Below are 13,041 nucleotides of genomic sequence, written 5' to 3'. Positions count from 1 at the left end.
GGGACAACCTCGTCTTGTTATTGGATATGACCACCGAGTGGCGAAGCGCAGGCCGATAAGCCATCGCCTCCCGAACCGGCCCTGCCTCGTGGGCAACGCCGTCCTGTAGGAAAAACCCGCAAGATCAGTGGGAAAAGCGGCGCCGAGTATTGCACAACAATGGTGCATCGTCATGCCCCTGCCAAAGCCTGGAATGCTCTAACTCAGGTGTTTCAGACAGCTATCTACTGTGGCGAGGGAGCTTGCTCCCGCTCGACTGCGCAGCAGGCGCAAAACCTGTAACTGTAGTTGCAGGGTTTGGGGCCGCTTCGCAGCCCAGCGGGAGCAAGCTCCCTCGCCACAACAGCGCTACCTGGATCCGAATCCTTCAATGAGTTGGGAGATTTCACTCAGCCAATACAGGGTCAAGCAGGAAAACGAGGAGCTAGCGTACTTAGACAACAGTTAAAGGACGCAACGGAATGCACCCACATCCAAACTCTCATCGACTGCGTTACGGACGGTACTCAGAACCAGGACGGGGCTATCTGTTAACCGCAGTCGTGCATCAGCGCCGCCGAATATTCGCAAACTGGCGGGTTGGACGCCTTTTGGTTGAAGAGCTCAGGCGAGCCCATGATCAAAAATGGGTCGATTCAATGGCTTGGGTCATCATGCCGGACCACTTCCACTGGTTGATCCAGCTTGAGCAGCAAACGCTGGCGCAACTCATGCAAGCCATCAAATCCCGGAGCACCCACACCATCAACCGGGCATTGAACGAAAGTGGAGCCTTCTGGCAATCCGGCTACCACGACCGGGCCATTCGCGATGGAGAGGACCTTCTACCGTTCGCTCGCTACATTGTTGCCAATCCACTCAGGGCTGGGCTTGTGGATAAAATTGGCGACTACCCGCTCTGGGATGCGTGCTGGCTGTAAACGCAGCGCCCATGGATCAAGCTCTTTGTGGCGAGGGGGCTTGCCCCCTCGCCACAAGTGCTTCAATTGGCCTGATTGTCGGTGCGTCCGTGCATCATTTTGCCCTTCACATTTTTTTCACCCTCGCCAACCACCGTCTAAGCTTGAGTCAAGTCCGATCAATCTGCGTGAATGGATCAGTCGACTATGGGCGCTTTATGGCAAACCGATTCGAGTAAAACCGTGGTTCCGACTGAGAGTGTGGATGAAGCGCCTATACCTGAAAAACCCCGTCGTTCCAGGCACGGATGGGGAGCGTTCTGGCTATTGCTGTTGATTATCGCGATTGTCGTGGGGCTGGCCGCCATGAGGGAGATGCGCACCTCGAGGTTCCAGGCCCGGGAAGTCAGCAAATATGCCGCGTCACTGAACTATGAGCTCAAACCCGGCCCCAGCGATGCGATTCGCTATCCGGGCGACGGCCCGTTCGATCGGCGCCTGGGCTACAGCTCGCTGGATGAGTTCCTGCCGCGCCTGATCAAGCGCAACTTCGTCGTTGAAGCGCAATCCCGCTTTTCTCCAGAGCTGTTGAAGTACACCGACAAAGGCCTGTTCGTGCCTTATGCCGAAAAAATCCAGGCCGGGCTGTCGATCACCGATTGCCGCGCAGCGCCGCTGTACCAGTACAACTACCCGCAGCAGCTTTACTCAACCTTTGCCTCGATCCCGCCGGTGGTGGTCAACAGCCTGCTGTTCATCGAGAACCGCTTCCTGCTCGACCCCAGGCAGCCGCTCGCCAACCCGGCGGTGGACTGGCCGCGGTTCGGTATGGCGGCGTGGTCCCAATTGGCCAAGATGTTGCACGTGCCTGGCCAGTCCGCCGGTGGCAGTACCCTGGCCACGCAACTGGAGAAGTACCGGCACTCCCCCGATGGCTTGACGGTCAATGGCGCGGAAAAAATCCGCCAGATGATTTCTGCCACCGTGCGCGCCTATCAGGCCGGGCCACAAACCCTCGAAGCGCGGCAGAACGTGGTTCGCGACTACCTCAACAGCGTGCCGTTGTCAGCCGTACCGGGCCACGGTGAAGTGCATGGCATGGCTGAGGGTTTGCGTGTGTGGTACGGCTCCGATTTCGATAGCGCCAACAAGGTACTGAACAGCACCGCGACGGATCCAAAAACCATGGCGGAAAAAGGCCTGGCCTTGCGTGAAATGCTGTCGTTGATGATTGCGCAGCGCCGCCCGTCGCATTACCTGACCAAGGGCCATGACGAACTGGCCGACCTCACCGACAGCCATATTCGCCTGCTGGCGCAAAACCATGTGATCGACGCCGATTTCGCCGCCGCCGCCCTGGCCAGCAAAGTGACCTACCGCGACTGGGCCACCCAGCCGACCATGCAACCGATCGAAACCAACAAGGGCATCAGCGTGGCGCGCAGCCGTCTGGCCGGCATGCTCAACCGCCCGCTGTATGACCTCGACCGCCTTGACCTCTCCGCCACCAGCACCCTGCAGGGCGAGTTGCAATCCGAGGCCACCACGTACCTGAAAAAACTCGCCGACCCTGAGTTTGCCACGCAAATCGGCCTGATCGGCGAACGCCTGCTGACCACTACCAGCACCACCCAGGTGCGCTACAGCTTCACCCTGTTCGAACTGACCCCGGACGGCTCGCGGGTTCGGGTACAGACCGACAGCACCGACCAGCCCTTCGACATCAATGAAGGCAGCAAACTGGAACTGGGTTCCACCGCGAAAATGCGCGTGCTGACCACCTACCTGCAAATCATCGCCGAGTTGCACGACAAATACGCCGGCATGGCCGTTCCGGAACTGAAGAAAGTCGAGGTGCCGGATCAGGACCGCCTGAGCCGTTGGGCGGTTGATTACCTGATCGAAAACAAGGACCGCGACCTGAAAAAAATGCTCGGTGCAGCCCTGGACCGCAAATACTCCGCCAGCCCCGGCGAGGCGTTTTTCACCGGGGGCGGCCTGCATGTGTTCAACAACTTCCGCAAGGAAGACAACGGCCGGATACCGACCCTGCGCGACGCCCTGCGCGAGTCGATCAACCTGCCGTTCATTCGCCTGATGCGTGACCTGGTGCGCTACACCACCTACTCCGGCCCCAACAGCAGTGCCGAACTGCTCAAGGACGACCGCGACCCGCGGCGCCAGGAATACCTGGCCGAATTCGCCGACCGCGAAGGCACTTCGTTCCTGCTCAAGTTCTGGAAGAAGTACAGGAACAAGGACACCCAGGAACGGCTCGAAACCTTCCTGGACGGCATGCGCCCGACGCCGATCCGCATGGCCGCCGTCCATCGCTACCTGTTGCCACAGGCCAGCCAGGAAAGCTTCAACGCCTTCGTGCGCTCGCACCTGACGGGGGCCAAGCTCACGGAAAAACTCACTGACGAACGTCTCGTGCGGCTCTACGAAGCCTACGGTCCCGGCGCCTACGACTTGCCGGACCAGGGCTTCATCGCCAAGGTTCACCCATTGGACCTGTGGATGATGGGCTACTTGCTCAATCACCCCGACGCCAAGTGGGCCGACGTCGTCAAAGCCAGCCAGTTCGAGCGCCAGGAGGTCTACAGCTGGCTGTTCAAAAGCCGGCACAAGGGCGCCCGTGACAGTCGCATCCGCACCATGCTGGAGATCGAGGCATTCCTCGACATTCACCAGCGCTGGCAGAAAGTCGGTTATCCGTTCGACCACCTGGTGCCGTCGCTGGCCACCGCCATCGGCAGCTCCGGTGACCGTCCCGCCGCCTTGGCCGAATTGATCGGCACCATCCTCAACGATGGCGTGCGCATGCCGACCCTGCGTATCGACAGCCTGCATTTCGCCGCGCACACACCCTATGAAACCCAACTGATCAATGACCCCGACGTCGGCAAACGGGTGATGCCATCCGAAGTCGCCACGGCCATGCGCGAAGCCCTTTCGCAAGTGGTGGATGCCGGTACGGCCAAACGCGTGTCCGGCAGTTTCAAACTGGCCGACGGCAGCCCGCTGGCGATGGGCGGCAAGACCGGCACCGGTGACAACCGCATCGAAGCCATCGGTTCGGGCAGGCGGATCCTGAGCTCCAAATCGCTCAACCGCACAGCCACGTTCGTGTTCTACATCGGCGATAACCATTTCGGCACACTGACGGCGTTCGTGCCGGGCCGCTCGGCGGAGAACTTCACCTTCACCTCGGCGTTGCCGGTGCAGGTGCTCAAGGGCATGGCGCCGATCCTGACGCCGTACCTGCAACCGGGCACCCACACGATGTGCCAGCCAAAGGCGGCAACCGAGGCAACCGCCCGCCGCTAGGCATGGATCGGCAGATACGCACGCGTGGCAGTAACTATGTATTTTTCACTCCTGATTTTTACCGGGTTCGGGGCGCAATCGACGTCGTTCCGAACCGGTTTTTGCGCTTTTTTTGCGGTTGTCGCCTGCCTAGCCTGATCACTCCATCCATGATCAACGGACGATCAGGCAATGCCCCACCCACATCGAATTTCAGACCCGGATCAAAGCATCCACTTCGACCTGGTCAGGAAGGCCATCCCCTCCTGGCTATCAGAGGCTTCACTCACCCGTATCAACGCACTGAAAGCTGACCGGGTAAGCATTCCCGACTGGCAGGCTGACGCCGCAAAAGCGTTACAGGAGCGTTTGAAACAGGGGATCAAGCTCGGCTGGAACGCGCAAAACGATGTCGATAGAGCGCTCAGCAAACTGCAGGATGTCTACGCCTTCGCCAAACCCTTGTTGCAACAGGCACTGAACGAACGTTTCGGTGTTGAAGATGACGTCGAAGAGACCTGGTTGCGGCTGTATGCACCAGCACAGTCATGGGGTCATAACTTTACCGGCGCAACCACCAGCCGTACCGTCTCGCTGCTGGATGCCGCCCTGCACAATTTTTCCAGTGACGAGGCGTTCACCCAGGACTCCGAATTCATCACCCGCCCCGAAGTACGCGGGCATTTCAGCGTGGTACAGCTCAAGCACAAGCTGAGTATCGAGCAGTTCAAGTCGCTGTGCCGCGAACTGGATATCGGCAGCCGTTACCAACAACACCTGAGAGATTTCCTGCTGCCGCATAACCGGGTGGCCAGCAACGTCCTGCGCCACAAAGTCAGCCTCAGCCACAAGACCGCGCTCAACATCGCGGCGAACATGGCGCTGATGAAAAACGACATCGGGCAGGATGCCTTTGACCTGGTGCAGGGACTGCTCGATGACCGCAAGAACCTGCGCTGGAGCGGCCGCTCCATCGACTGCTACAACCTGTCGATGATGGACATTCACCTGACCGGCATCGTGCTGATCGCCCCTGATGCCAACACCGCGACCGATCCCGTGCCCGTGATCGCCTATGTTCCCCATGACCCGCAGCACCCGCTCAAGCAGTACCCGTCGTCGCTCGAATTCATGGCCGAACTGACACGCCAGCTGCGCGATGCCAGCGCCCCCCGCAGCTACCAACAATTCTTCAGCCAGTTCGTGCCCCATCAGCAGCGCGGGCATTTCTTTGCCGGGTTGAACGACCGACTGAGCAAGGTCAAATGGCAACCGGCCCCGGCCGGCTCCAACTTGCCGAGCTGGCGGGAGACGCCGGTGGATAACCCCAACCTGCAATTTCAGCTGTCGAGCGTCAGGAACGATCGGGACACTGTTTTCAACGGCGACCTGTGGGGCTACTTCCACCGACAAAAAATCAACAAGGTACTCAACGACGCATGGGACATCGCGATTTCCACCGAGTACGCCGACCGCATGGCCCGCTGGGCCTGGTGGGACAACCTGGAAAAAATGCTCTCGGGCATTCTCAATGCCGCGTTGCTGGTGGTGACGCCACTGGTGCCCGGCATGGGTGAACTGATGCTGGCCTACACCGCGTATCAACTGACCGATGAGGTGGTCGAGGGCCTCGTCGATTTGGCCGAAGGCCGTGTCGCCGAGGCTGGCGAGCAAGCCATCGGCGTACTGCAAAGCGTTGTGCAACTGGGTGCGTTCGCCGCGGGAGGCGCGATCGGCAACGTCGCAAGAGCGAAACTCTCGCCGTTTTTCGAAAGCTTGAAACCGGTGCAGTTGGCCAATGGTGAGACCCGTCTGTGGAACCCAGACCTCAACCCCTATCAACGCACCGACGTGGACTTACCCGCGGACGCCCGGCCTGATGCACAGGGTCTTCACCAGCATCAGGGCCGGCGCATCCTGCGCCTGAACGATCAACACTTCGAAGTGCTGGAAGATCCGGTCACCGGACAACAGCGCATCCGCCATCCGCAGCGTTTCGATGCCTACGCACCGACCCTGCGCCACAATGGTCACGGGGCCTGGGTCTGCGAAACGGAAAACCCGCGCCAGTGGCAAGGCTCGACACTGATGCGTCGCCTCGGCCACAGCGTCGATGGTTTCGACAATGAACAACTGGAACAGATTCGCCAGATCAGCGGCACCCATGAAGCCGCACTGCGGCGGATGCACATGGACAACTCGGCACCGCCGCCATTGTTGACCGATACCCTGCAACGCCTGGGCTCACCCGTGCCTGCCAGCACCCCGCTACCCGCCGACAGCGTTGCACTGTTCAGCGAATTCCCCGACCTGCCCGACACGGTGGCGCAAGGCATTCTCGCCAACGCCAGCGCCGCGGAACGCCAACAGATCGAGCAGAAAAAACGCCTGCCGCTGCGCCTGAAAGGCCTGGCGCGGGAACTGCAATTCGAGACGCAATCGGTGCGCGCCGCCCACGGTCTGTACGATGACGCGTTGATCAACATCGACACAGAACGCCTGGTGCTGGGCACCTTGCGCATCAACAGCGACACCTTCGGTGAGCTGCGCGTCGAGATCAGGGAAGGCACATTCGACGGTGAACTGCGCTGCAGCGCCGGGCCTGAGAGCGCAGCGCGGGTCCGGGTATTGATTCATGATGACGCGGGAAATTATGAGGTGCGTGACGGGTCGAATCAGCCGATCCATGCAGCGCAGGGTTTTTTCGAAGCCTTGCTGCAGGCGACCCAGCACAATGGGCAAAACGCGCTGGGCTTCAAGGCGGGGGACGCCGAACGCCTCAGGCAGTGGGCCATGGTCAAGATCGAGCCTCTCGGCGAACGTCGAACGATACTCGCCGCACCGCCCATCCGCGCCGTGCCCGAGCATCAGACACTGCTGCTGGTGCGAGGCGCATTCACCAGCCGGGCCGGTGAAACCCTGCACGAGCGTATCCTCGACCTGCACAAGGATTTCAGTGACCGCGAAGTCGATGCCTTCGCCAATGCCCTGATCGCCAAAGGCGAGCCGATGCAAGCCATCGAGCAGCGGGAAAACGAGCTCGATGAACTGCGCGTGATCCTCAATCGTTGGGAATACATGCAAGAAAACACCTGGGGGCCGTACAGCACTGCTTTTCGTGATGAAGGCGGCCAACATATCGCCGAATGCCTGCTCAAGAGCTTCAAGCGTAAATACTCGGAAATTGGCAACCGTAGCGACCCGGACAGCTACGCACTGGATCTCTCCACCGAGATGCTGCCCCTGAGCCTGGAAACCTGGTGGTCCAAACGCCCCCCGGAGCTGCAAAAGTTCCTCGACAAAATCACCGTCCTGAAACTCGGCAATACGCGGTTTTCCAGCGAGGCGAACGGCTTGCTCAAAGCCTTCCCGAACCTTCGCGAACTCAGCGCCAGACGTTGCGACCTGACCCGTCTTCCACACAGCATCGGCTCCCTGCACCGACTGGAACGACTGCAATTGAGCGATAACGCGATCGTGCTGGATGCCGGCGCCGTCAAACAACTCAAGGACCTGACCTACCTGGAAATCCTCAGGCTCGACGGTAATCCGCTGGGGTTGTCGCCAGACATCAGCCGCATGCCGAGGCTGAAAGTCGTGGGCCTGAAAAAAACCGGGCTGACCACATGGCCCGAGGGCACGCTGGCGAAAACCAGACCGCGCGGCTTCTTGCTGGACCTGCGGAAAAATCCCATCGACCTGATTCCCGAAGTCGTCCCCGGCTCGGCACGCGCCTGGGTGATCGCGCGTACCCGACTGGATGTCGCCAGTCTGTCGGAGCTGAACCAGCTGCGATATCAGGAAATCCGCCGTTCACTGAATTTGCCGCCGGAGCCCCTCGAGGCATCCACCAGTCCGACAACCGTGACCGTCAACGCCATCGACCCGAACAACTGGACCGATGTGCCCGGCTGGGGAGTAGACCGGGAGACTCACTGGCTTGAACTGACCGACGACCCGCAGGCCCATCGGTTCCTGACCGTGGTGCACGAAACGAAAAACTCCGCTGACTATCGCCTCGGTGGCGAACCCCGCAGGCAACTGCTGCAGCGCGTGGTGCGCATGCTCGATGCCGTCTACATCGACAGCGCACTGCGGGAAAAGCTCTACACCATGGCAATCGCCCCGGTCGATTGCGCCGATGCCGGGGCGCAGTTGTTCAACAACATGGGCATTCAGGTGCTCGCCTCCGAGGCTTACTCCTACTCCACGGACCCCGCTGAGCTGGAACGCAAACTGGTCACCCTGGCCAAAGGCGCCGCGCGGCTGGAGCACGTCAATGAGATTGCCCGCGCCGATGTCGCCAGCCGTGGCGGCGACCCGGACGATGTCGAGGTCTATCTGGCTTATCAGACCGGTCTGGCGGATCGCTTGCAGCTGCCCTGGCAATCCGAAGGCATGCTGTTCAGGCCGGTGTCCGGTGTCACCGACGCCATGATCGATCAGGCGTACGACACGGTGCTGGCGCTGGGCGAAGGTGATGGACTGGTGAACAAAATGCTTGAGCAGGCATTCTGGGAAACCTGGCTGGGTGAAAATTACCCTGTTCAGATCGAGGCGAACAAACGAGAGTATCTGAACAAATACGAGTGGCTGGAGACCCTGCGATCCACCCAGCGCGAATGGGTCGAATCCACGCAATTGACGGATGTGGAACGAGCGGCATTGCGCAACAGGCTGAAAGACCTGGCCAACGACCTGCCGGTTCCCGAGACGGTTGTCTTTGCCGATGAACCGATAAGTGACGCGAACTTCGACCGGTTCCTCGTCGATCTATGGGACGGCGAAAAAGAACTGTCCAGGCGTTTGACGCGCGCGGCGTTGAGCAGGGCCGGGTTGTAATAGCGATTGCATCGTGAGGCAAACCTGGCGGCATACATTGCGCTCAGGTTTGCCGCATCCACCTCAGATATCCGAATCCCAGATCACCGTGACATTGCCCGAATAGCGGCTGGCCACGCCCGGTTGCAGCATGAACTCCATCTGGTTTTGCGCAATTTCGAAATGCAGAGTCCCAGGCGCCCGATCGACATAGAAACCAGGTTGAAACTGTTGCGATTGGGCTTGCCCGGTTCGCAGGCGCTGACGCCTGACCGGTTGCCCGGACAGGTCCGTCAGGCCATTGGGCAGACTGACGCTGACCTGAAGCTCGACCGATCGCTTGGAGACGGGATCATTCAACATGCATTCGTATGGGAAGCCACTGAACTGGCACTCCATCTGCATCTTGAAGCGCGATGATGCCGAGATATTGAAGGTCTGGTCCCGGAACAAACGCGTCGGCCTGCGCCCCGATTGTAACCAGCTCTGCCAGCCACCAGCGGGGACCAACTGGACCTTGTTGCCGCCCGGTGGAATATCGACTTTCAAGGTGTGCTGCACGTCCAGTACAAAACTCAAGGTCAAATCACTGTCGGTTGGCAGCATCACATCGCCCATGTCGAAGTCCCCGCCGGGACCGATACGATAGCTCAGGTCACCGGTGTAAAGTCCCGACGACATGCCAAGAGGATTTGGCGTTCGCAACTCGTAGGCGAAATCCAGGTATTCATAGGACATTGCCGGTACCAGGAATTTAGCTGTTTTGACACAAGCCGCTTCAACCGGAGTTTTCCAGAAAAAACGAAACGCATGATCCGTATAGAACCCGACACCGCTGTACAGGCAGGGAGGTGACGCGTTGACCCAGGCACCTGCCACGCCCCCCGACCACAAGCGTTGGTGTCCTTGCGCCGCACTCGGTGCGCCTGTCAGATTCGCGGCCGTATCGCTCAGGGCGTATCGGGAACCGATGCCGGCAATACGCACCTCGACTTTTTCAGATTCCTGCGTAGCCACGTTGGTCACCGTCAATGTCCGCCACTGCGCAGGTACTTTGAACATGGCGCTATTACGCGACACATCATCAGGTTGCATCGCTCTGTTCGATTCGAAGCGCATGGGCAACCGGATGCTGAACATCTCGTTGTCCCGGCATTCACTGGGGGCATCCGCGCAGTAGCCACTGGACGGTGTTTTATTGATGAACTTGTTGCTTTGCGGATTGGCTGAGTCGGGCATGAACAATGCCCTGATTTCCTGATTCACCGCCTCGGCCGAAGTCGGCACAAACAACACCAGCAAGCACAGCCATCCCGGCAGACAAGTATTGAGATTCATGAAAGCTCTCTCCGATATTACAACGAATGGCCGGGTTCAAGGCGCCGCCGCACTGAAGACCAGATTCACGTTGCCGTAGTAGCGACCCGGCTTGTACCCGCCCGCGGGCACCTTCGGCTGGATCTGCAGGGCAAAGCGCCCGCCCGCGACAGCCTGCTCGCGCGAGAGCACTTCAAGGGGTTGCGGGTCGTGGCTCAACGTCTTGCCGTTGAAGCTGACGAGCAAGTAGATGTTCTGCTCGTCGCGGCCGTTGGACAGGTAGGGCTCGCTCTCCAGCCGCGCGTGGATGGCGCTGGTGTCGTGCTTGACGTCGAAGTTCTTGCGCAGTCCTTCCAGCGTCGAGGTGTGGATGTTCCACGGCAGGGTCTGCTCGAGATGAATCCAGTTCGACTCGGCCGGTATCACATAAAAACCCAAGGTCGGGATATCCACCGACACTTCGAATCGGTGCTCTTCGCGGGCGGCGAATACCAGGGAACTCATCAGTGCCGCGACGCCTGTCCCCAGGGCGATGGCCGATAGCTTGATCATTTCAGGTACCTGTTACGTCAAAAAAAGCGGCGGGCAATGGCGGCCACGCATGTGTGCCGGTGGTTACTGGCTGGCAATGCGCAAGGCCTTTTTCGATGCGCCCTCGACCAGGTTGAAGCGGTATTCACGTCCCGGCTTCTTGTCGAATGCGAACTCTTTTCCCGCACGGATGTGGTGCTTGGTGGTGGGCTCGCATTCGTTTTCCTGCTTGATCGAGCAGTTGCGGAATTCGTCGACCACCACCGACGTATTGCCGTTGTTGCGAATGCGATAAGTGCTGGCGCCGTTCTCGATCTGGCTGTCGTACCGGCTGTTGTTCGGCCTGACGAAGAACACCGTGCCGAACCCGGTCATGACGTTGACGCCGGCCGAGAGATTTTTTTTGTAGTCCTCGCGCTCTTCGCTGGACACCGCGAACTCGTCTTCCTTTTCCGGCACCACCGGGATGAAGCGCACGCGGAAATAGCGCTCGGTGTCGCGCTCGCCCATGAACAACAGGCGCGTGCCCTGCATGCCGTTGGCCGGAATGATCAGGCGCGCGGGGCTGGCCATCAGCCCGTCGCGCGATGTTGCGCCCGGGTCGCTTTTGACCGGCACTTCGCTAGGCGTGCCCTCGGCGTCGTAGACGATTTCCAGAATGTTGACCTTGACGAAGGCCGTGCTGTCACCGCTGTTGAACACGCGCTTGAGGTAGGTGCTTTTGTCGCCATCCAGATAGTCGTACACCGTTCCGACATTGATTTGCGGCCCGGCCTGAAGCCCCAGGGAAAAACCGCTCAAACCCACCATTAGCAACAGACGTTTCATAACCTTAAAACCCCACGACATTGAACACAGTGCTGGCTCTATTTTTCGAGGCGCAGCCCGTCAGATCTCTGAATCCCAGATCACATAAACACCGCTGGAATAGCGGCTGGCCACGCCAGGCCGCACCATCTGTTCCACCCAAAGGGGCGGGATTTCGAAATGCAAAGTGCCAGGTGCCCGGTCCACATAAAAACCGGGTTTAAACTGCAGGGCATTCTCCGGACCCGGCCGCAATCGCTGGCGCCGGACCGGTTGCCCGGAGAGGTCGGTCAAACCGGGAGGCAGGCTGACGCTGACGAACACCGGGACTCGACGATTCTCATCAGAATTATTAATCGCGCATTCGGTCCTCTCATCCATGCTGACTCCACATCTCAGCTGCATCTTGAAATACGATGAGGCGGAGATATTGAATGTCTGGTCGCGAGACAACGTCACTGGGCGGCGCCCTGCCGCCAGCCAGCTTTGCCAGCCACCGGCGGGCAGCAAGTGGATTTTTTCGCCACCGGGGGGGATGTCGATTTTGAGCTCATGCTCGACGTCGAGGTGGAAATCCAGAACGATGACGTCGTCATTCGGGACCATCACGTCACCCAGGTCAAAGTCCTGATTCGGCCCCACTCGAAACACATGCTGCCCGGTGTATTGACCCGAGACCATGGCAAGGGGGTCGGGGGTAATGAGCTCATAGGTAAAGTCGAATGTTTCGTACTTGAAAGGCTGGGGAATATCGAACATCGCTCGCTTGGCGCAAACGCCCGCGTCGATCGGATGCCTCCAGAAACTGTTGAACCCGATGTCGTTGCCCGCACCAGCCAAGCCTGTGCATGGGGGGCCGGCATAGCTCCAGATCCCCCCTGCAAAAAGATAATCGTGCCCTGCCCCGTTCGTCAGCTCTGGCGCTGGCAGCGGTAGCTTGTAAGACACACCCATTCCGGCAACGCGAAATTTCACGACCTGCGGCGGGGCAGTCGGATGAGTCACGGTAATCGTCTCCCACTGCGATGGAATATTGAACATCGCGCCCTGCCGCTCATTGGTGTGCTCCCCCTGAATGGTCGCGTTCGAATAGGATTGAATGGGCAAGCGCAGACTGAACAAATTTGTAGCCTGACATTGGCTCGGGTTATCAAGACAAAAACCACTCACCGGGGTCGTGTTCTTGAACGCGTTGAATTGAGGATTCGCGGGGTCCGGTTTGAACACCGCCCTGATCTCCTGAGTTACGGCCTCGGCGGATGAGGGCAACAACACCATCAACACGCCCAGGAGGGTGAAGCGGCTCATTAGCGAGCCCGTTGCTCCTGACATATGCATCATTGATCCAACCCTCGAA

The 13,041-nt window shown here is 59.5% G+C and carries 7 protein-coding genes; 3 read left to right on the top strand and 4 right to left on the bottom strand.

Annotated features, from left to right (window positions below):
- Positions 1–461: 461 nt before the first annotated feature.
- From KW838_RS12110 to KW838_RS12100, 3 genes are all read left to right on the top strand, one after another.
- Positions 462–920 (top strand): transposase, encoded by a 459-nt coding sequence (locus tag KW838_RS12110; RefSeq protein WP_218501180.1) that lies wholly within the window; start codon positions 462–464, stop codon positions 918–920.
- A gap of 186 nt (positions 921–1,106) precedes the next feature.
- On the top strand, positions 1,107–4,229 hold the full coding sequence (locus KW838_RS12105; RefSeq protein WP_218501179.1) for a transglycosylase domain-containing protein: 3,123 nt from the start codon (positions 1,107–1,109) through the stop codon (positions 4,227–4,229).
- A gap of 171 nt (positions 4,230–4,400) precedes the next feature.
- A complete protein-coding gene (locus KW838_RS12100; RefSeq protein ID WP_218501178.1) occupies positions 4,401–9,050 on the top strand; it encodes a dermonecrotic toxin domain-containing protein in 4,650 nt (1,549 codons plus the stop codon).
- Between the two features lie 63 nt (positions 9,051–9,113).
- On the opposite strand, the gene KW838_RS12095 is transcribed toward KW838_RS12100, so the two are convergent.
- From KW838_RS12095 to KW838_RS12080, 4 genes are all read right to left on the bottom strand, one after another.
- Positions 9,114–10,367, bottom strand: a complete 1,254-nt coding sequence (locus tag KW838_RS12095; RefSeq protein ID WP_218501177.1) for a hypothetical protein — start codon at positions 10,365–10,367, stop codon at positions 9,114–9,116.
- A gap of 36 nt (positions 10,368–10,403) precedes the next feature.
- Positions 10,404–10,898, bottom strand: a complete 495-nt coding sequence (locus tag KW838_RS12090) for a CS1 type fimbrial major subunit (RefSeq protein WP_102699080.1) — start codon at positions 10,896–10,898, stop codon at positions 10,404–10,406.
- 63 nt (positions 10,899–10,961) lie between these two features.
- Complete coding sequence (locus tag KW838_RS12085; RefSeq protein ID WP_218501176.1) at positions 10,962–11,705, bottom strand: molecular chaperone; 744 nt, start codon at positions 11,703–11,705, stop codon at positions 10,962–10,964.
- A 60-nt stretch (positions 11,706–11,765) separates the two neighbouring features.
- Positions 11,766–12,992: a hypothetical protein gene (locus tag KW838_RS12080; protein ID WP_256358811.1), complete on the bottom strand. Its 1,227-nt coding sequence runs from the start codon at positions 12,990–12,992 to the stop codon at positions 11,766–11,768.
- Between the last annotated feature and the right edge of the window lie 49 nt (positions 12,993–13,041).

Source organism: Pseudomonas sp. PDM27, from assembly GCF_019219205.1.
Taxonomy (GTDB): domain Bacteria; phylum Pseudomonadota; class Gammaproteobacteria; order Pseudomonadales; family Pseudomonadaceae; genus Aquipseudomonas; species Aquipseudomonas laurylsulfatiphila.
The sequence above is the reverse complement of the archived record's forward strand: the minus strand, read 5'-3'. Positions and strand labels throughout refer to the sequence as shown.

Excerpts from the sequence above, each read along its gene's own strand:
- KW838_RS12090 (WP_102699080.1), bottom strand. The coding sequence starts at position 10,898 with ATGATCAAGCTATCGGCCATCGCCCTGGGGACAGGCGTCGCGGCACTG.
- KW838_RS12105 (WP_218501179.1), top strand. The coding sequence starts at position 1,107 with ATGGGCGCTTTATGGCAAACCGATTCGAGTAAAACCGTGGTTCCGACT.
- KW838_RS12100 (WP_218501178.1), top strand. The coding sequence starts at position 4,401 with ATGCCCCACCCACATCGAATTTCAGACCCGGATCAAAGCATCCACTTC.
- KW838_RS12080 (WP_256358811.1), bottom strand. The coding sequence starts at position 12,992 with ATGAGCCGCTTCACCCTCCTGGGCGTGTTGATGGTGTTGTTGCCCTCA.
- KW838_RS12085 (WP_218501176.1), bottom strand. The coding sequence starts at position 11,705 with ATGAAACGTCTGTTGCTAATGGTGGGTTTGAGCGGTTTTTCCCTGGGG.
- KW838_RS12110 (WP_218501180.1), top strand. The coding sequence starts at position 462 with ATGCACCCACATCCAAACTCTCATCGACTGCGTTACGGACGGTACTCA.
- KW838_RS12095 (WP_218501177.1), bottom strand. The coding sequence starts at position 10,367 with ATGAATCTCAATACTTGTCTGCCGGGATGGCTGTGCTTGCTGGTGTTG.